Source organism: Kitasatospora purpeofusca, assembly GCF_034043715.1.
Taxonomy (GTDB): Bacteria; Actinomycetota; Actinomycetes; order Streptomycetales; family Streptomycetaceae; genus Kitasatospora; species Kitasatospora purpeofusca_A.
Genome location: NZ_JAXCLC010000018.1, coordinates 26,872 through 46,144, shown reverse-complemented (window position 1 = coordinate 46,144; position 19,273 = coordinate 26,872). Strand labels below are relative to the sequence as shown.

Annotated in this window: 13 protein-coding genes (1 of these 13 cut by a window edge); 5 read left to right on the top strand and 8 right to left on the bottom strand. The window is 74.3% G+C overall.

What is annotated here, in order from left to right:
• The first annotated feature begins 124 nt into the window (after positions 1-124).
• From SM793_RS12175 to SM793_RS12155, 5 genes are all read left to right on the top strand, one after another.
• On the top strand, positions 125-1,060 hold the full coding sequence (locus tag SM793_RS12175; protein ID WP_320438137.1) for a TauD/TfdA family dioxygenase: 936 nt from the start codon (positions 125-127) through the stop codon (positions 1,058-1,060).
• Between the two features lie 192 nt (positions 1,061-1,252).
• Entirely contained in the window at positions 1,253-1,465 is a 213-nt protein-coding gene (locus SM793_RS12170; RefSeq protein ID WP_320438136.1) for a hypothetical protein, read from the top strand.
• Positions 1,466-1,638: 173 nt separating this feature from the next.
• Positions 1,639-2,925 carry a sensor histidine kinase gene (locus SM793_RS12165; protein ID WP_320438135.1) on the top strand — a complete coding sequence of 429 codons (1,287 nt, stop codon included), beginning with the start codon at positions 1,639-1,641 and terminating at the stop codon, positions 2,923-2,925.
• Complete coding sequence (locus SM793_RS12160) at positions 2,916-3,560, top strand: response regulator transcription factor (protein WP_320438134.1); 645 nt, start codon at positions 2,916-2,918, stop codon at positions 3,558-3,560. The genes SM793_RS12165 and SM793_RS12160 overlap by 10 nt, the downstream gene beginning before the upstream one ends.
• A 238-nt stretch (positions 3,561-3,798) precedes the next feature.
• Positions 3,799-4,344, top strand: coding sequence for a DUF4097 family beta strand repeat-containing protein (locus SM793_RS12155; protein ID WP_320438133.1), 546 nt, complete (start codon positions 3,799-3,801; stop codon positions 4,342-4,344).
• Here SM793_RS12155 and SM793_RS12150 read toward each other — a convergent pair.
• From SM793_RS12150 to SM793_RS12115, 8 genes are all read right to left on the bottom strand, one after another.
• Positions 4,337-4,777 carry a carboxymuconolactone decarboxylase family protein gene (locus tag SM793_RS12150; protein ID WP_320438132.1) on the bottom strand — a complete coding sequence of 147 codons (441 nt, stop codon included), beginning with the start codon at positions 4,775-4,777 and terminating at the stop codon, positions 4,337-4,339. The genes SM793_RS12155 and SM793_RS12150 overlap by 8 nt on opposite strands.
• Positions 4,755-5,474 carry a serine O-acetyltransferase EpsC gene (gene epsC / locus SM793_RS12145; protein WP_320438131.1) on the bottom strand — a complete coding sequence of 240 codons (720 nt, stop codon included), beginning with the start codon at positions 5,472-5,474 and terminating at the stop codon, positions 4,755-4,757. The genes SM793_RS12150 and epsC overlap by 23 nt, the downstream gene beginning before the upstream one ends.
• Positions 5,455-6,513, bottom strand: coding sequence for a pyridoxal-phosphate dependent enzyme (locus SM793_RS12140; protein ID WP_320438130.1), 1,059 nt, complete (start codon positions 6,511-6,513; stop codon positions 5,455-5,457). Before SM793_RS12140 ends, epsC begins: the two co-directional genes overlap by 20 nt.
• The gene (locus SM793_RS12135; RefSeq protein ID WP_320438129.1) at positions 6,510-6,983 is read right to left on the bottom strand and encodes a MaoC family dehydratase; all 474 of its coding nucleotides are present in this window, start codon (positions 6,981-6,983) and stop codon (positions 6,510-6,512) included. Before SM793_RS12135 ends, SM793_RS12140 begins: the two co-directional genes overlap by 4 nt.
• Entirely contained in the window at positions 6,983-7,642 is a 660-nt protein-coding gene (locus SM793_RS12130; protein WP_320438128.1) for a holo-ACP synthase, read from the bottom strand. The genes SM793_RS12135 and SM793_RS12130 overlap by 1 nt, the downstream gene beginning before the upstream one ends.
• Before the next feature lie 58 nt (positions 7,643-7,700).
• Entirely contained in the window at positions 7,701-8,564 is an 864-nt protein-coding gene (locus tag SM793_RS12125; RefSeq protein WP_320438127.1) for a hypothetical protein, read from the bottom strand.
• 4 nt (positions 8,565-8,568) lie between these two features.
• Positions 8,569-9,465: a diiron oxygenase gene (locus SM793_RS12120; RefSeq protein WP_320438126.1), complete on the bottom strand. Its 897-nt coding sequence runs from the start codon at positions 9,463-9,465 to the stop codon at positions 8,569-8,571.
• A 94-nt stretch (positions 9,466-9,559) separates the two neighbouring features.
• Positions 9,560-19,273, bottom strand: partial view of a non-ribosomal peptide synthase/polyketide synthase gene (locus SM793_RS12115; RefSeq protein ID WP_320438125.1) — the 3' end only. Its footprint extends 18,060 nt past the window's final position; 9,714 of the gene's 27,774 nt are visible here — the last part of the coding sequence; its start codon lies off the right edge, out of view — the gene reads right to left on this strand; its stop codon occupies positions 9,560-9,562.

Here is a 19,273-nt window from a genome sequence, read left to right as displayed (position 1 = left end):
CGGACGGCGGCCCCGTCGGGGCCGGGGCCCGCCGCGAATATCGGCCGCGTATAGGACCCCCGGCGATCCTGTCCGGCGGCCACCGGTCCGGGTGGCACCGAGCGATGCGAAGGGGCCCCCGACAATGGGTGCGGGCACTGGCTGGAAGCCGTACGAGATCTACCCGGAGACCGGTGCGGCGGGCGTCGACGGGCTGCTGTCCCGGCTCGCCGCCGACGGCGACCCGGAGGCGCTGCTCGACCGGGAGAAGGCGCTGGTGTTCCGCGGCTTCGGCGTGACCGAGGAGCGGGTCGACGAGGTGCTGGACCGGCTGCTGCCGAACCGGCTCGCCTATGTGCACGGCAACTCCCCGCGCACCAAGGTCGGCCGGAACGTCTACACCTCCACCGAGTACCCGGCCGAGTTCACCATCTCGATGCACAACGAGCTCTCCTACGCGCACAGTTGGCCGGCCCGGCTGGCCTTCTGCTGCGTCACCGCGGCGGAGACCGGCGGCGCCACCCCGGTGGTCGACGCGGCGCTGTGGCTGGAGTCGCTGGACGACGCGGTGCGCGAGCGCTTCGCCGGCGGCGTCCGGTACACCCAGAACCTGCACGGCGGACTCGGCCTCGGCAAGAGCTGGCAGGACACCTTCGAGACCGACGAGCGCGACCGGGTGGACTCCTTCCTCGCCGCCGCGGGCGCCGAGGCCGAGTGGCGCCGGGACGGCGGCCTGCGGGTCACCCAGCACCGGCCGGCCACCGTCCGCCACCCGCGCACCGGCGCCGAGGTGTGGTTCAACCAGTCCGACCAGTGGCACCCCGCCGCCCTCGGCGACGAGACCGCCGCCGCCCTGGCCCGGCTGCTGCCGGTGGACCAGCTGCCGCAGTCGGTGGCCTTCGCCGACGGCTCGCCGATCCCCGCCGAGGACGTGGTGCAGATCCGCGACCGGGGCCTCGCCGCGGCGGTCGACGTCGACTGGCGCCGGGGCGACGTCCTGCTGATCGACAATGTGCTGGTCGCACACGGACGGCGCCCGTTCGCCGGGGCCCGCCGGGTCCTGGTGGCCATGTCGGACTGACCGCCGGAACGCCCCCTGGCAGCACCCTGCCATGGCAGCACCATGGCTCCGGGATCTGCTGACACCCCGTTCCACCCCGTGTGAGGATCGATTCCAGACGGCAGGAAACGCGCCGAACCGCGCGAAACCGCCGCAAACACATTGGATCTGGTGCATGGCCGACGCCGACGCACCGACACTGGGGGTTCCATCGTGACCAGCACCGCCTTCCTCGCCCGCCGCCTCTCCCCGGCCGCCGGCCTCCTGCTCGCCGCCGCCGTGTTCGCCGGGCCCGCCGCCACCACCGCGGCCACCCACTTCCCGACCACCACCGCCTCCGTCGCCGACGGCCTTGGCATCACCGCCGCCGTCGACGCCGCCCCGGGCGGCACCGTCGTCGTCGCCATGAACAACGGCTGGGACTGACCTGCGGAAAGGCCGTAGAGTCCGGTGTGCCGGGGGTACCACGCCCGGCCCCGGAGCACCGCCCGGGGAACGACCCGGGCACCCGTCCGGGGAACGACCCGGGCACCCGTCCGGCGAGCGGTCGGGGAACGACCCGGGCAGCGGCCCGGCGAGCGGTCGGGGAGGGGATCCGGGTGACGTCGGCGAGCGAAACCGCACGACCGGCCCGGCGGCCGCACCGGGGGCCGACGGCACCGGACCTGTGGCGCGCCGGCGCCCACCTCGCCACCGACGGCCTCGCCGCACTCGCCGGCCTCGCCGTCCTGCTCACCCTGGTGACCGGGGTCTGCCTGCTGCCCGTCGCCCTGACCGGCCTGCCGGTGATACTCCTGGCGGGCCGGGCCCTGCACCTCCTCGCCGCCGCCGAACGCGCCCGGCACGCCGCCACCGGCGGCCCCGACCTCCCCGCCCCACCGCTCCCCGGGCTCTCCGCCGCGGCCCCGCTGCGCTCCGCCCGCACCCTCGCCACCGACCGGGGCACCCGGCGGCAGGCCGGCTACTTCCTCGCCCTGCTGCCGCTGTCCGTCCTCACCAACGGCGGCGCCGTCCTGGCCTGGGCCGTCCCGCTCACCCTGCTCGCCCTCCCCGCCTACTGGTCCCGGCTGCCCGACGGGCACGCCGTGCTCGGCCCGCTCACCGTGGACAGCACCGGGACCGCCCTGCTCGTGGCCCTCGCCGCGGCACTCACCGGGCTCTTCCTCTCCCCGCCCGCGGTCCGGGCCCTGCGCGCCCTGGACACCGCCCTCGCCCGGGCCCTGCTCGCCCCGCCCCGGGACCAGCAACTCACCCGCCGGGTCGAGGAACTCACCGAGAGCCGGGCGCAACTGGTGCGCGCCGTCGATGAGGAGCGCCGCCGGATCGAACGCGATCTGCACGACGGCGCCCAACAGCGCCTGGTCGCCCTCTCGATGGCCCTCGGCCGCGCCGTCTCCCGGCTGCGGAAGAGCGGCGACGACGACACCCGGCAGATCGTCGAACAGGCCCGCGCCGACGCCCGCGCCGCCATCGCCGAACTGCGCGACCTGGCCCGCGGCCTGCACCCGCCGGTGCTCACCGACCGGGGCCTGGAGGCCGCGCTCTCCGCCGTCGCCGCCCGCTCCCCCGTGCCCGTCCGGCTGGACGTCCGGGCCGAACCGCGCCCGCCCGCGACCGTCGAGGCCGTCGCCTACTTCGTGGTCAGCGAGGCGCTGACCAACGTCGCCAAGCACGCCCGGGCCCGCAACGCCTGGGTGGAGATCCGCCGGGCCGGCGACCGGCTCACCGTTACCATCGGCGACGACGGCCGCGGGGGCGCCGACCCCGCCGGGGGCAGCGGGCTCTCCGGACTGGCCGGGCGGGTCGCCGCCGTGGACGGCCGGCTGCGGGTGACCAGCCCCGCCGGCGGACCGACCCTGATCGAAGTGGATGTGCAATGCGGGTAGTGATCGCCGAGGACTCCACCCTGCTGCGGCAGGGCATCGCCCTGCTGCTCACCGAGGCCGGCCTGGAGGTGGTCGCCGCCGTCGCCGACGGCGAGGCCCTGCTGCGCGCCGTCGCCGAGCACCACCCCGACGTCGTCGTCACCGACGTCCGGATGCCGCCGACCTTCGTCGACGAGGGCCTGCGCGCCGCGCTCGCGATCCGCGCCGAACGGCCCGGGACCGGGGTGCTCGTGCTCTCCCAGTACGTCGAGGAGCGCTACGCCGTCGAACTGGTCGGCAGCGGCGGCAGCGGCATCGGCTACCTGCTGAAGGACCGGGTCGACGACGTCGACGACTTCGTCGCGGCCCTGGAGCGGATCAGCGCCGGCGAGACCGTGCTCGACCCCGAAGTGGTCAAGCAGCTGCTGGCCCGCGGCGGCCGGCGCGACCCGCTGGCCGCGCTGAGCGCCCGCGAACTGGACGTGCTCAAGCTGATGGCCGAGGGCGCGTCCAACACCGACATCGCCGAGGGCCTGACGATCAGCATGAGCGCCGTCGGCAAGCACATCAACAGCATCTTCACCAAGCTCGACCTGCCGAAGGTGGACGGCGGGCACCGCCGGGTGCTGGCCGTCCTGCGCTACCTGGGAGCCTGAGATCACTGCCCCGCCCGGCCCGAACGGGTCGACACCCGCCCGGGCCCGCTGGATCGTCGCCGCCGGGCTCGCCGTCCTGGCCCTCTCCGTCGCCGCCGCCTCCTGGGGGATCGTCTCGCTGCTCTCCTCCGAGCGCCACTACACCGAGACGCTGCGCGCCGACGCCGCCGACAGCACCCGGCTGCGGATCGAGTCCGCCAGCGCCGGGGTCGTCCTCGTCCCGGGCGACGACTCGGTGGTGCGGGTCTCGGCGACCAGCAGCTACCAGGGGACGGCGCCCGGCGTCGCGGTCACCACCGCCGGCGGCGAGGTGCTCGTCCGGGCCGACTGCGGGACGGTGTGCTCCCTGCAGCTGCGGGTCACCGTGCCGGCCGGGCTGGCCGCCTCGGTCGAGTCCTCCACCGGCGAGGTCACCGCGAGCGGACTCGGCGGAGCACTGGACCTGACCAGCCGCAGCGGGGCGATCAGCGTCGTCGGCTCGGCCGGTCCGCTGGCGCTGCGCAGCGACTCGGGCAGCGTGACGGTGACCGACAGCCGCTCGCCCGGCGTCCGGATCACCACCGGGAACGGCACGGTCCGGGCCGCCTTCGCGGCTCCGCCCACCGGTGTGGAGATCACCACCGGCGACGGCGGCGCCGACCTGTCGGTGCCCGGCGGGGCCGAGTACTCGATCGACGCCCGCAGCACCGCGGGCACCCCGCCGCAGATCAACCTGCCGGTCGACCGCAACGCCACCCGCACCATCACGGTCCGCACCGCCGCCGGCGCGATCACCATCAGATAGTCGCCCGCTCGCCTCCGGGCCGGGGCGGCTCGGGGCGGGGCATCGTGTCCCGCTGTTCCGCGACGACGCGCTCGACCACCGTCATGGCGTTCAGGGCGCGCGGGAAGCCGGCGAACGGCACGATGTGCATCACCGCCTCGACCACCTGCTCGAGCGTCAGGCCCACCGTGAACGCGGCCCGGACGTGGGCGGCCAGCTGGGGTTCGGCGTCGCCGAGGGCGGCGAGCACGCCGAGGGTGATCAGCTGGCGCTCCGGGGTGGTCAGCCCGCCCCGGGCGTAGATGTCCCCGAACGCGAACTCCACCGCGTACCGGGCGAGGTCCGGCGCGATGCCGTCCACCGCGTCGAGGTGCGGGGTGTGGCCGCCGGTGATCCTGGCCATTTCGGCCAGGCCCCGGTCCAGCCGGTCGTCAGTGGTCGGCGGCGTACTCAATGCTCTCCTCCAGGGTGAGGTCCGGTTCCGGGGTCGGTCCTGCGTTCGGTCCCGCGGTCGGTCCTGCGTTCGGTCCCGCGGTCGGTCCCGCGGTCGGTCCCGCGGCCGGTCCCGGGCGGCGGACGGTGACCAGGCCGGGCGGCGCGGTCACCCGGGCTCCCGCCGGGACGTCCTCGGTGACCAGGGCCCCGGCGCCGATCAGCGCGTCGTCGCCGATCAGGACCGGCCCGAGCACCGTGGCACCGGCGCCCAGCACCACCCGGTCGCCGACGACGGGGTGCCGCCGGGCGCCGGGGGCCCGGCCGTTGTCGCGCCACCAGCCCACGGCGCCGAGGGTGACCTGGTGGTAGATGGTGACGTCGTCGCCGACCACCGCCATCTCGCCGATCACCACTCCGGCGCCGTGGTCGACGAAGACCCGCCGGCCGAGCGTCGCCCCGGGGTGGATCTCCACCCCGCCGGACGCCAGCCGGCCCAGGTTGCCGACCAGCCGGGCGGCCAGCCGGTGCCCGCGCAGGTGCAGCGCGTGCGCGAGCCGGTACGTCCACAGCGCGGGCAGCGCCGGGTGCAGCAGCGCCTCCCGGCGCCGCCGCACCGACGGGTCCCGGGCCACGATCACGTCCAGGTCCTCGCGGGCGGTCGCGACCGCCCGTACCGGCAGCCGCTCAGGACGCCGCTCAGGACGCCGCCCGGGCATACGCCCGCTCCCACTCCTCGGCGGCTCCGGCGTCCGGGAACACCGTCACCACCAGGTCCTCGGGGCCGAGCGCCGCCGCCGTGTCCCAGGCCACCTGCCAGTTGGCGGCGGCCGAGGTGCCGATCCGCAGCCCGGTGCGGGCCTCGAACCGGACCATCGCGTCCAGTGCCGCGCCGTACCCGACGCTGCGGTGGTCCGCGTCGGCGGCCAGACCCGCCACGAAGGGCTGGCGCACCCCGTGGCCCAGGCCGCCGGAGCCGGCGAACTTGGTGAGCCCGTTGGGCGGGCCCTCGGTGCCGTAGGGCATCTCGCCCGGGGTGTTGCCGACGACGACCAGGTCCGGGAACTCCCGGCGCAGGGCCCGGGCGACGCCGGTGAGGGTGCCGCCGGTGCCGATCGCCGCCACCCAGTGGGTGGGCCGGCGGCCGTCCAGCTGGGTGAGCACCTCCTGGCCGGTGGTCCACTCGTGGACGGCCACGTTGGCCTCGTTGCGCATCTGGTGCAGCAGGGTCCAGGACGGGTCCTCGGCCTTGGCGGCGAAGGCCCGGTCGATGATCCCGGCGATGCCGAGTTCCACCGGGACCGGGTCGACCCGCACCCCGCTGGCGGTGATCTGCCGCAGCCAGCTGTCCGGGATCGTGCTCGGCACGGCGAACCGCATCGGGATCCCGGTGATCCGGCCCAGCTGCCCGAAGGAGCGGACCAGGCTGCCGCCGGAGTAGTCCAGCAGCTTCAGCGGCCCGGGGCCCTCGTGCTCCAGTACGGCGCGGCAGAGCAGCGCGTACGCCACCCGGTCCTTGACCGAGCCGGTGGGGTTCTCGAACTCGCACTTGGCCACGATCCGGGCGCCGCCGGCGGGCGCCGGGACGTCCAGCAGGGTGGTGCCGCCGAGCCGGGCCCGGAAGTAGCGCAGGTCCGGGTGGCGCTCCAGGACGGGGGTGTCGTCCGGGAGCCCGGCGGCGCCCGCGGTGACCGGTTCAGCCATCCGAGGCCCCCCGGCCACCGCCACCGCCGCCGGTGCCTCGTCGAGCCGCGTCATGCGTTCGCCTCCTCGCGGGGCCGTTTGCGGAACAGCACGTGCAGGGTCATCCGGAACACCGGGCGGCCCGAGGTGTCGGTGAGTTCGCACCGGTGCCGCAGCACCGAGCAGTCCGGGCGGCTGAGCGAGGGGCCCGGTTCGCCGACCACGGTCGCGGTGCCGCGCAGGACGTCGCCGGGCCGCACCGGGCTGAACCAGCGCAGTTCGTCGACCCCGGGCGAGGCGGCGACCGCGGCCCCGCTGAGCAGGCCGTCGACGTAGAGCCGCTGGAACATGGCCGCGGTGTGCCAGCCGCTGGCGATCAGTCCGCCGAAGCCGTGCTTCTCGCCCGGCTCCTCGCCGAGGTGGAACGGCTGCGGGTCGAACTCGGCGGCGAACGCCAGCAGTTCGTCCGCGGTGACCTCGACACTGCCGAGGTCGAAGGTGTCGCCGGGGGCGAAGTCCTCCGCGTAGCGCATCTCGGCCCCCATCAGTCGACGCCGGCGAGGAGGTACTTGTCGGCCACGCGGCGCAGCGTGCGGAAGTCCTCGATGTCCAGGTTCTGGACGTCGACCGGGACTTCGGTGAGCCGGCCGAGCAGGTAGACGAACTCGGCGAAGGCCAGCGAGTCGACCAGCCGGTTCTCGATCAGGTCGAGGTCCGGGTCGATCTCGGTGTACTGCGGATTCTTGTCCAGGATCCACTGCTCCAGCCGCTGCAGGGGCGTCGGCACGGTGTCCTCCTCGCTCTGGGTGCCGTCCGGGGCCGGACGGTCCTGTCTGGTGGTTCGGGTCGGGCTGGAGACCGCCATCGCGACCGCGTAGTCCCCGTCGTGGCTGATGCTGATGTCGATGGCGTGCACGCCCGCCTCCTCTGCGAGCGCGGCGATCCGGCCGCTGAGCGTCGCCAGGGGGGCGCCGCCGGGCTGCCGGCTGACCTCGACGTCCAGCCACGGGAGCACGATGTCGCGGGCGCGCAGCAGCTTGAAGACCGCCTCCTTGGCGGCGATCCGCCCGCTCGCGGTGAGCAGGTCGAGGCCCACCGCGGTGGCGCTGTCCGCGAGTTCGCGCGCGGTCAGCATGGTGGTCAGAATGCCGGGACCGTGGTCGCGCAGGAGGTCCCGGACCCGGTCGGTGCGGACGATGTCCACGCCGACGCGGACGGCTCCCTCCGCGGGGATCCCGTCGGTGCCCCGGGCCGGCCTCGGCCTAGCCGACATCGGCCCGCGCACGGACGACGGCGGTGAGGGCCGCGTCCCAGTCCCCGGCGAAGTGGTCGGCCAGCGCGTGCACCCAGCGTTCGAAGCCGAAGCCGACGCAGCTGGTGAAGGCCGGCCCCTCCTGCCCGTCGAGGCTGATCCCGCAGCGCTCGCCGAAGAAGTTGCGGTGGGTGTTGACCGAGGCGATGGCCGTGCCGCCGTACAGGAACTCGTACTTGACCGGGATCAGCCGCTGCATGAGGGCGCGCGGCCCCTCCCGGTCGAAGAACGGGTCGGTCGCGGCCTCCTTGACCACCGGCAGCCCGATCGCGCGGGTGAACCGCTCGGTGAGGTCCGCGTAGTGGTCCACGTGCCGCTGGGCGAACTCGGCGCTGCCGAGTGCCACCACCTCCCGCATCCGGAAGGACATCAGGCGGCGCAGCCCGTCGTAGTGCTCCTCGTTGCGGAAGCACTGGCCGACCAGGGTGACCGCGGTGTTCTCCGCGAGCACGGCGCCGGTGTGGCCCAGGTAGACGCCGTAACAGACGGTGGAGGGCAGGGCGAGCGCCGCCGGGTCCAGGTCCGCCCCTGGGACGGCCCCGGCGGCGGCCGCGCCGGTGGGCGCCGGGCGGCCGTCGGCGAGGTCGAACCGGCTGGCTACCAGCGCGAGTTGGGGGAAGTTCTGGTAGAAGTCGAGCTTGGCGAGCCCGGCCACCGGCAGTAGCGCCGGGGCCGTCATCGGGCGGGCGCCGTCACGCAGGGCCCACTCGCGGAAGGTCTCATCCAGCAGCCGGACCAGCTCGGTCGGCTCGGGGCCGAGGGTGGCGAATCCGCCCTCCGTGCTGTACGGCGGGTGCAGGGTTTCGGTCCGCATGGCGTCAGACCGCCGCCGGGACGAGCAGTTCGGCGTCCTTGAAGATGCCGGACTTGACCATGAACGAGACCGGCTTGCGGACCATCCGGCGCTCGAAGGCGCGGCGGTTCGGGTCGCGCATGACGGCCGCGCGCACGGCCAGCGGGTCGGCCAGACCGGCGTCCTCGTAGGCGTTGAGGCTGTAGAAGGAGTGCAGGCAGAACTGGATGTACTCCTTGAGGTAGCGCTCGACCCCGGCCAGCTCCTCCTCGTTCTTGGTCCGCTCGAGCTCCGCGTACAGCAGCGAGACCAGCTCGCGCCCGAAGGCGATGTGCCGGGACTCGTCGCGGTGGTGGATCCGGTTGACCTGGCGGACCGTCTCGGGCAGCGTCGCGTCGTCGGCCATGTGGGCGTTGTAGAAGTCGACGATCTCCTCGAACAGCAGGATCCGCGCGAAGACCAGGAAGTTCTCGGTCGCCTCGTCGCCGGGCACGGTCGTCTTGACCCGCGGGAACGGGTAGATCTTCTTCCCGTAGCGGCGGCAGAACTCGGCGAAGAACCACATGTGCTCGTTCTCCTCACCGATGAAGTGGTGGAAGAACTCCGAGGGGGCCTCGAATCCGGGCATGTGCACCCGGTTGACGACCTCGATCAGCAGTTCACGGATTCCGTGCACATTGAGGCTGTAGAAATTGACGCTCTCCCAGCGGGCGAGCCGCAGCAGCTGCTCCCGGTCGAGTTCGTCGAAGGCCGGCGTGCCGTGGAGGCTGATCAGCTCCTTGCTCATCCACAGCTGGTCGGCGGGGAGTTCCTCCGGCCACTCGAACATCCGGTACGGGTTGTAGTAGTCGTCGATGGACATCCGGCCCAGACGATCCAGAATCTCGCGGAACCGGTCGGATCCTTCGATGGCAGTCCTCATGACCGCGAAGCTCCATATTCGTTGGGGGAGAATTCATGCACGGGTATCTTCGGGAGCGGCACTATAGGGGTCCTATATCTCCTCGACCGGGGTCCTACATCTCCTCGACGACCGTGCCGCGCACGGAGATCAGCCGCTGGGCGCGGTCGAGCAGTTCCTCCGCGAGGTCATCCGAGGGCTCGCCGTCGACGAGCGCGGTGACCGCGTAGTGGTCGAAGCCCGCCGCCAGCAGCCCCGCCCAGCCGGCCGGATCGGACAGCAGGTGGGTGATCCGCTGCCGGTCGACCAGGTCGACCAGCGCGGCGGCGTCCGCCCCGGGGGCGAGCACCGCGCGGGCGCCGGTGGTGAGCGCCAGGTGGGCGTCCACCCCGGTGATCCCGGCCACCAGCCAGGCCGCCCGGCCGCCGGAGCCGACGGTCCCGCGCCCGGCCTCCAGCAGCGCGTGCAGCTCCCGGTGGCTGACCGTGACCCGTGCGCCGTCCCGGTCGACCACCCAGGCGGCGCGGTCCGGCGCGGTGGGCGGCAGCGGGGCGTCCCCGTCCACGGTTCCGGACGCGATGTCGTCCGTCACCACGAGGGCCCCGGCGGCGGGCGCGTCGGTGTACGCCGCCCCGGCCTGCCAGATGCCGTACAGGGCGGACAGCGGCTCGGCGCCGCGGATGCCGACCTCGTCCCCGGGCCGGACGCCCGCGGCGAGCAGGTGCCGGGCGATCCGCCCGGCCCGCCCGGCCAGTTCGCGGTAGCTGACGGCGGCGCCGTCCACGACCACCGCGGTCGCCTCCGGGGCGGCCTCGGCCCGGGCCGCGAACAGCTCCGGGGTGAGCGGCTCCGCGGCCGGCCCGGCCGCGGCCCCGGCCGGCTCCTCCGGCAGGTAGGAGGCGGCGGCGTCCCCGTCCGGGTCGGCGGCCATCGCCTCCAGCACCAGCCGGTACATCCGGCCCAGCCGGGCCAGCTGCTCGGCGCCGATGACGGCGGTCGAGGTGCTCAGGTTGAACCTGCCCCGGTTCGGGACGACGTTCAGGGTGAACTCGTTGACGCCGTCGTTCAGGCCCTCGGCGACGTCCACGGTGTCGGTGTCGACGTGGTGGAAGTCCAGGTACTCGAACAGGATCGACAGCAGCTCGCGGGTGTTCCCGGCGGCCCGCTGGATCGCGGGCAGCGGGTAGCGGCGGTGCGACCAGATCTCGGTCTCCCGGGCGTACACCCGCTCCACCAGCTCGCGCCAGGTCGCCGCGCCGCCCCGGGTGGCCGGGAACGGCAGGGTGTTGAGGTGCATGCCCAGCACCCGGTCCGCGCCCGGCGCCTCCAGCCGGCCGTGGTAGACCACGCCGGTGTGGAAGGACTCCTCCGCCGACAGCATGCCCAGCACCTTGAGGTGTACGGCGAGCAGCACGCTCTTCATCGAGGTGCGGGCCTCGCCGGCCAGCCGGCGCAGCCCCTCCTCCAGGTCCTCGAACGGCACCTGCACGGCGTGGCCGCGCGGCGCGGCCCCGGCCTGCGCCCAGCCCTCCGGGATCGCCACCGGGGTGTGCGTGTCCACCAGGTCCTGCCAGAACTCCTGGTCACCCGGGTCGGCCAGGGAGGCCAGCTCGGCGGCGACGAAGTCCGCGTAGCGCACGGCGGGCGCCTCGTACGGCGCCGGCTCGGCACCGTCGCGCAGGCTCCGGTAGCACTCCAGCACCTCCATCAGCAGCGAGTTGTAGCTCCAGCCCTCCGAAATGGCGTGGTTGTAGGTGAAGTTGAGCCGCCAGGCGGCGTCCGACTCGACCACGGCCGAGATCCGCATCAGCGGCGCGGTGGCCAGGTCGAAGCGGAACTCCTGCTCCTGGCGCAGGTATCCGCGCTTGGCCGCGAGCTGCTCGGCCTCCGGCAGGCCGCGCAGGTCGACCGTCCGCACCGGGTACGGCGCGGTGGCGTGCACCAGCTGCATCGGGCGGGCGAAGCCGTCCAGGTGCATCGAGGTGCGCAGGATGTCGTGCCGGGCGACCACGGTGTCCACCGCCCGCTGGAGCGCCGCCGCGTCGAACGGCCGCTCGTCGCGGATCATGAACGAGTTGAGGTTGTGGTACAGGCTCCGCCCGTGCGGCGACTCGGCGGCCAGCATCTCCACCAGCATGCCGGTCTGCACCTGCGACATCGGGTACGCGTCGACCACGTCGGCCGGCAGCTTCGCCCGGTCCCGCCCGTCGATCAGCGCGAACGGCGCCACCGCCCGCACCAGCGACTCCCCGGCCGCGAGGCCGGACGCCTTCCCGGCCAGCGCGGCGATCGTGCGCAGCTGGAACACGTCCGGGATCGACACGTCGAACCCGGCCGCCCGCAGCGCGCCGACCAGGCGCACCGCCCGCATCGAGTCGCCGCCGAGGTCGAAGAAGCTGTCCTCGACCCCGACCCGCGCCAGGCCCAGCACCTCGGCCCAGATCGCGGCCAGCCGCTCCTCGGCCGGCGTGCGCGGGGCGACGAAGGACGCGGAGCCGAAGGCCGCCAGGTCGGGCTGCGGCAGCGCACTGAAGTCGATCTTCCCGCTGGCGTTCAGCGGCAGCGCGTCCAGCACCACGAAGGCCGACGGCACCATGTACTCCGGCAGGCTCTCCGCCAGGTGCTTGCGCAGCTGCACCGGGTCGGCCTCCCGGCCGTCGCCGACCACGTAGGCGATCAGAGACTTCTCGCCCTGCGGGTTGGCCCGCACCACGACCACCGCGTCCAGCAGCTCGGCGCGCTCACGCAGCGCCGCCTCGATCTCGCCCAGCTCGACCCGGTAGCCGCGGATCTTGATCTGGTTGTCCGCCCGGCTGAGGAACTCGATGCTGCCGTCCGCCAGCCGCCGTCCCAGGTCGCCGGTGCGGTACAGCCGCGCACCGGCCGGGCCGAACGGGTCCGGCACGAAGCGCTCGGCGGTCAGACCGGGCCGGTCCAGGTAGCCGCGGGCCACGCCCGGGCCGCCGACGAACAGCTCGCCCGGCACGCCGACCGGCACCAGGTGCCCGTCCGCGTCCAGCAGATGGATGCTCAGGTCGTCCAGGTTCGCGCCGAGCAGGCTGCGCGAGGGGTGGTCGAAGTCCTCCGGGCGCAGCACGTGGTAGGTGCAGTGCACGGTGATCTCGGTCGGACCGTACTGGTTGACCAGCGTCGTCCGCTCCAGGCCGACCCGGTCCACCCACGGCCGCAGCTCCGCGACCTCCAGCCGCTCGCCGCCGAACACCACGGCGCGCAGGGCGAGTTCGTCGATCCGCGGATCGCCCGAGCCCGCCAGTGCGGCCAGGCCGCGGAAGGCCGACGGGATCTGGCAGAGCACCGTGACCCGCTCCCGGACCAGCAGGTCCAGCAGGTCCTCCGGCGAGCGGCCCACCAGCGGCGGCACCATCACCAGACGGCCGCCGTGCAGCAGGGCGCTCCACATCTCCTGGACGCAGAAGTCGAAGGCGTAGGAGTGCGACTGCGCGCTCACGTCCTCGGCGGTGAAGCCCATCCGCTCCTGGATCGCGGTGAACAGCCGCAGCACGTTGCCGTGCGTCAGCGTCACGCCCTTGGGCAGACCGGTCGAGCCGGAGGTGTAGATCACGCAGCTCAGGTGGTCCGGCGCGGTCGCGGTGACCGGGTCGGTGGCCGGCTGCGCCGCCAGGGCGGCCGCCTCCTCGTCCAGGTCCACCAGCGCGCCCCCGAAGGAGCCCGCCAGCCGGGCCGCCGGCTCGCCCCGGCTCACCAGGATCGGCGAGCGGGCGTCGGCCAGCATGTAGCCGAGCCGCTCCACCGGGTTCGCCGGGTCCAGCGGCAGGTACGCCGCACCGGACTTCAGCACGCCCAGCAGTGCCGGGACGAGGTCCTCGTCGCGCTCCAGCGAGACACCGACCACCGCGTCCGGGCCGGCGCCCAGCGCGACCAGCCGGTGCGCGAGCCGGTTGGCGCGCTCGTTCAGCTCCCGGTAGGTCAGCCGGGCGCCGCCGCCGGTCAGCGCGACCGCGTCGGGCGTCCGGGCGGCCTGCGCGGCGAACGCCTCGTGCAGGGTGCCGCGCACCGGGCGGTGCGCGGTGACCGTGCCGAGCGCGAGCAGCCGCTCCCGCTCACCGGCCGGCAGGTGGACCGCCACGGCGTCGCCGAACGGGTCGGCGGCCATCGCCTCCAGCACCGAGCGGTACATCGCGGCCAGCCGGGCCAGCTCCGCCCGGCCGAGCACCCCGGTGGTGGTGTTGAGCGTGAGCCACCCGCCGCCGGCCACCGCGGTGAGCGGGAACTCGGTGGCGCCGTCGCCGAGACCGGCGTCGACGTCGACCGCCCCGGTGTCGACCTGGTGGAAGTCCTGGTGGTCGAAGAGCACCGTGATCAGCCGGCCCGCGCCGCCGGACCCGGCCGCGCCACCGGCCCCGGCCGCGCCGCCCGTCACCCGCTGGATCGCGGGCAGCGGGTAGCGGCGGTGCGACCAGACCTCGGCCTCCTGCCGGTACACCCGCTCCACCAGCTCGTGCCAGGTCCGGGCACTCCGGTCGGCCGGGAACGGCAGCGTGTTGAGGTGCATGCCCAGCACCCGGTCCGCACCCGGCGCCTCCAGCCGGCCGTGGTGGACCACGCCGGTGTGGAACGCCTCCGCGGTGGTGAGCGCGGCCAGCACCTTCAGGTGCGCGGCCAGCAGCACGCTCTTCAGCGAGGTCCTGGCCCCGGCGGCGAGCCGCCGCAGGCCCTCCTCCAGGTCCCCGTACGGCACCCGGGTGCCGTGCCGCTCCGCTGCTCCCGCGGACTCGTCCACCCAGGCGGCGGGCAGCGTCAGCGGGCTGTGCTCCTCCACCACCCGCTGCCAGAAGGCCTGGTCGGCGGGGTCGGCCAGGGAGGCCAGCTCGGCCGCCACATAGTCCGCGTAGCGGACGGCCGGCGGCTCGTGGGCGGCCGGCTCCCGGCCGTCCCGGACGGCCCGGTAGACCTCCAGCAGCTCCATCAGCAGCGAGTTCAGCGTCCAGCCGTCGGTGACGGCGTGCAGGTGGCTGGCGGTCAGCCGCCACGCGTCCCCGCCCTCGACGTGCACGGCGATCCGCAGTAGCGGCGCCGCCGTCAGCACGAAGCCGGCGGCCCGCTCGGCCGCCACGTACGCCGCGGCGCGCTCCGCCCGCTCCGCGCCGGCCAGGCCGCGCAGGTCGTGCACCGTGAGCGGCACCTCGGCGGCGGAGTGCACCAGCTGCAGCGGCTGCGAGAAGCCGTCCAGGTGGACGGAGGTCCGCAGCACCTCGTGCCGGGCCGTCACCAGGTCCAGCGCGGCGCGCAGGGCGTCCGCGGCGAACGGGCTGCCGTCGGGGATCCGGAAGGAGTTGATGCTGTGGTACAGCCCCGCGTCCTCGGCCGTCAGCAGCTCGATCAGCATGCCGGTCTGCACCTGGGTGAGCGGGTAGGCGTCCACGACGCCCGCCGGGAGGGCGGTCCGGTCGCGGTCGCCGATCAGGGCGAACGGCTCCACGGTCTCGACGAGGGACGCGCCGGTCCGCTGCCCGCCCACCTCGGCCGCGAGTCCGGCCACCGTCCGCAGCCGGAACACGTCCGGGACGGTCAGGTCGTACCCGGCGGCGCGCAGCGCGCCGACCAGGCCGACCACCCGCATCGAGTCGCCGCCGAGGTCGAAGAAGCTGTCCTCGACCCCGACCCGGGCCAGGCCCAGCACCTCCGCCCAGACCGCGGCCAGCCGCTCCTCGGCCGGCGTGCGCGGGGCGACGAACCGCTCCTGGGCGTACGCCTCCTGCTCCGGCGCGGGCAGGGCCCGCAGGTCGGTCTTGCCGTTGACGGTGAGCGGCACCCGCTCGATCGCCGTGAACGAGGCCGGGACCATGTACTCCGGCAGCCGGCTCCCGAGGTGCCGGCGCAGCTCCTCCGCCGCGACCGGCCCGCCGACCAGGTACGCGGCGAGCCGCTCGCCCCCGTCGGTCCCGTGGACGGTCACCACGGCGTCGCGCACCGACGGGTGCTCGCGCAGCGCCGCCTCGATCTCGCCCAGCTCGATCCGGTAGCCGCGCAGCTTGACCTGGCTGTCGACGCGGCCGAGGAACTCGATGCCGCCGCCGGCCAGCCGTCGGCCGAGGTCGCCGGTGCGGTACAGCCGCGCGCCGGCCGGGCCGAACGGGTCCGGCACGAAGCGCTCGGCGGTCAGGCCGGGCCGGTTCAGGTAGCCGCGGGCCAGCGCCGGGCCGCCGACGTACAGCTCGCCGGGCACCCCGACCGGCACGAGCCGGCCCTCCGCGTCGAGCAGGTGCGCCGTCAGGTCGCCGAGCGGGCCGCCGATGACGCTGCGGCCGGTGTGCGCCAGGTCGGCGGCGCCGAGCCGGTGGTAGGCGCAGTGCATGGTGGTCTCGGTCGGGCCGTAGAGGTTGACCGGGACGGTGCGGTCCAGGTCGACCGCCGCCGCCCACGGCCGCAGCTCCGAGGGCTCCAGCCGCTCGCCGCCGAAGCCGGTGAGTCGCAGCGCCAGCCGGCCCGTCCGCGGGTCGCCGTCCGCCGCGAAGGCGGAGAGCGCGCGGAACGCCGTCGGGGTCTGCAGCAGCACGGTGACCTGCTCGCGGACCAGCAGGTCCAGCAGGTCCTCCGGGGAGCGGCTCACCGACGGCGGGACCACCACGAGGCGGCCGCCGTGCAGCAGGGCGCTCCACATCTCCCAGACGGAGACGTCGAAGGCGTAGGAGTGCGACTGGGTGACCACGTCGGCCGCCGAGAAGCCGAACTGCCCGGCGGTGGCCGCGAAGTGGCGGGCCACGTTGGCGTGGGTGAGGCAGACGCCCTTGGGCAGGCCGGTGGAGCCGGAGGTGTAGATGACGTAGATCAGGTTGTCCGGCGTGGTCGCCGTGGCGGGGGCGGTGGCCGGGCGGGCCGCGATCGCCTCCGCGTCGCGGTCCAGAACGACCCGGGTACCGGCGAACTCCAGCGCCGGCGGGCCGGAGTGGGTGACCAGGATCGGCGCCTGCGCGTCGGCCAGCATGTAGGCCAGGCGCTCGGCCGGGTTCACCGGGTCCAACGGCAGGTAGGCCGCACCGGACTTCAACACACCCAGCAGCGTCGGGATCAGGTCCGGACCGCGCTCCAGCGAAACGCCGACGATCACGTCCGGACCGGCACCGGCGGCCACCAGGTGGTGGGCGATCCGGTTGGCCCGCTCGTCCAGCTCCCGGTAGGACAGGTGCAGATCGCCGCTGGTCAGCGCCACCGCGTCCGGCGTACCGGCCGCGACGGCCGCGAACAGCTCGTGCACGGTCGCCGTCACCGGCTGCCCGACCGGCGCATTCCACGCCCCCAGCAGCAGCGCACGGTCCACCTCCGGCAGAACGGGACCGGTCGCGTCACCGAACGGATCCGCCGCCATCGCCTCCAGCACCGACCGGTACATCGCCCCGAGGCGGGTCAGCTCGGCCCGGCCCATCACGGCGCCGGACGTCCCGAGGTTGATCCGCCCACCGGCCGCGATCGCCGCGAGAGCGAACTCGTTGGCACCGTCACCGAGCGTCGCGCCGACGTCCACGGAGCCGGCGTCCACCTGGTGGAAGTCGTGGCACTCGAAGACGGTCGACAGCAGCTCCTGCGCCCCGGCGGTCCCGGCGGCGCGCTGGATGGCGGGCAGCGGGTAGCGGCGGTGCGACCAGATCTCGGTCTCCCGGGCGTACACGCCCTCGACCAGCTCGTGCCAGGTCCGGGCCGCGCTCCGACCCGCCGGGAACGGCAGGGTGTTGAGGTGCATACCCAGCACCCGGTCCGCACCCGGCGCCTCCAGACGGCCGTGGTAGACCACGCCGGTGTGGAACGCCTCCTCGGCGGTCAGCGCGCCCAGCACCTTCAAGTGCGCGGCCAGCAGCACGCTCTTGAGAGCCGTCCCGGTCGCGGTCGCCAGCTTGCGCAGGCCGTCCTCCAGGTCGGCGAACGGCACGCGCTCGTTGAGCTGGGTGGCGCTTCCCGTGGTGTCGGCCCAGGCGGTGGGAAGCACCATCGGGGCGTGGGTGTCCAGGACCCCCTGCCAGTAGGACTGGTCGGACTCGCTGCTCAGCGACGCCTGCTCGGCGGCGATGAAGTCCGCGAACCGGACCGACGGCGCCTCGTAGGCGGCCGGCTCCCGGCCGTCGCGCAGCTCGCGGTAGACCGCGACCAGCTCCATCAGCAGCGAGTTGACCGTCCAGCCGTCCGTGGTCGCGTGGATGTGGCTGAAGGTGAGCCGCCACGCGTCGTCCGCCTCGAGGTGCACGGCGACCCGCAGCAGCGGACCGGCGGCCAGGTCGAAGCCCGCCGCGTGCTCGTCGGCGACGAAGGCGAGGCTGCGGTCGGTCTGCTGCTCGGCCGAGAGACCACGCAGGTCGTGGACGGCCACCGGGATCGTGGTGCGCCCGTGGACCAGCTGGAGCGGCTGCGAGAAGCCGTCCAGGTGCATGGTGGTCCGCAGGATGTCGTGGCGGGCCACGACGGTGTCCACGGCCGCACGCATCGCGGTCCCGTCGAAGGGCTCGGCGTCCGGGATCCGGAAGGAGTTGATGTTGCGGTAGACGTTGCCGTCCCCGGCGGCCAGCATCTCGATCAGCATGCCGGTCTGCACCTGGGAGAGCGGGTAGGCGTCCACCACGCCCGCCGGGAGGGCGGCCCGGTCGCGGTCGCCGATCAGGGCGAAGGGCTCGACGGCCTCGATGAGGGAGGCGCCCGCCTCCTGGCCGGCCACCCGGCCCGCGAGGGCGGCGATGGTCCTCAGCTGGAAGACGTCCGGGATCGAGACGTCGAAACCGGCCGCCCGAAGCGCACCGACCAGACGGACGGCCCGGATGGAGTCGCCGCCGAGGTCGAAGAAACTGTCCTCGACACCCACCTCCGACAGGCCCAGCACCTCGCACCAGACGGCGGCGAGACGCTCCTCCAACGGCGTGCGCGGCGCGACGAACGCCGCACCGGCGAAGGCGGCCAGGTCGGGGGAGGGCAGGGCGCGGTGGTCGACCTTGCCGTTGGCGGTGAGGGGGATGCTCCCGATGGCCATGACGGCGGCGGGGACCATGTAGTCCGGGAGGGAGTCGGCGAGGAAGGTGCGGATGTCGGGGGTGGTGGTGTCGCTGGTGTCGTCGGCGGTGACGAGGTAGGCGATGAGGGACTTCTCGCCGGAGCCGTGGGCGCGGACGGCCACAACGGCGTCGCGGACGTGGGGGTGTTCGCGCAGGCGGGCTTCGATCTCGCCGAGTTCGATGCGGTAGCCGCGCACCTTCACCTGGTTGTCGATGCGGCCGAGGGTCTCCAGGGTGCCGTCGGGGAGGAAGCGGGCGAGGTCGCCGGTGCGGTAGAGGCGGGAGCCGGCCGGGCCGTGCGGGTTGGGGAGGAACTTCTCGGCGGTGAGGTCGGGGCGGCCGAGGTAGCCGCGCGCCAGACCCGCCCCGTCGATGTACACCTCGCCCGCGACGCCGATCGGGGTCGGCCGGAGGTCTTCGGTGAGGACGTACATGCCCGTGTTGGGGATCGGGGCGCCCAGCGGGATGGCCTCGGTCACCGGGAGGGTGTCGATGATCAGACCGGAGTTGCCGATGGTGATCTCGGTGGGCCCGTACTCGGTGGCGACCTTGGTGCCGTCCGCACCGGCCAGTTGCTGCCAGCGTTCGGCGAGGGAGACGGGGAAGTTGTCACCGGCGGCGATGACGACGCCGGCGAGGTCGTGGGCCTGGTCGGCGGAGAGCTGGTGGGTGAGGAGGTCGAGGTGGCCGGGGGTGAGCTTCACGAAGCTGAACGGACCCGCTTCGGCGAGCGCCGCGCCCAGGGAGGCGGTGTCGATGCCGTCGGGGAGCAGGGTGACGGCCTGGCCGCAGATCAGCGGCGTGAACAGGTCGGG

Excerpts from the sequence above, each read along its gene's own strand:
- SM793_RS12175 (WP_320438137.1), top strand. The coding sequence starts at position 125 with ATGGGTGCGGGCACTGGCTGGAAGCCGTACGAGATCTACCCGGAGACC.
- SM793_RS12160 (WP_320438134.1), top strand. The coding sequence starts at position 2,916 with ATGCGGGTAGTGATCGCCGAGGACTCCACCCTGCTGCGGCAGGGCATC.
- epsC (WP_320438131.1), bottom strand. The coding sequence starts at position 5,474 with ATGCCCGGGCGGCGTCCTGAGCGGCGTCCTGAGCGGCTGCCGGTACGG.
- SM793_RS12140 (WP_320438130.1), bottom strand. The coding sequence starts at position 6,513 with ATGACGCGGCTCGACGAGGCACCGGCGGCGGTGGCGGTGGCCGGGGGG.
- SM793_RS12135 (WP_320438129.1), bottom strand. The coding sequence starts at position 6,983 with ATGGGGGCCGAGATGCGCTACGCGGAGGACTTCGCCCCCGGCGACACC.
- SM793_RS12125 (WP_320438127.1), bottom strand. The coding sequence starts at position 8,564 with ATGCGGACCGAAACCCTGCACCCGCCGTACAGCACGGAGGGCGGATTC.
- SM793_RS12120 (WP_320438126.1), bottom strand. The coding sequence starts at position 9,465 with ATGAGGACTGCCATCGAAGGATCCGACCGGTTCCGCGAGATTCTGGAT.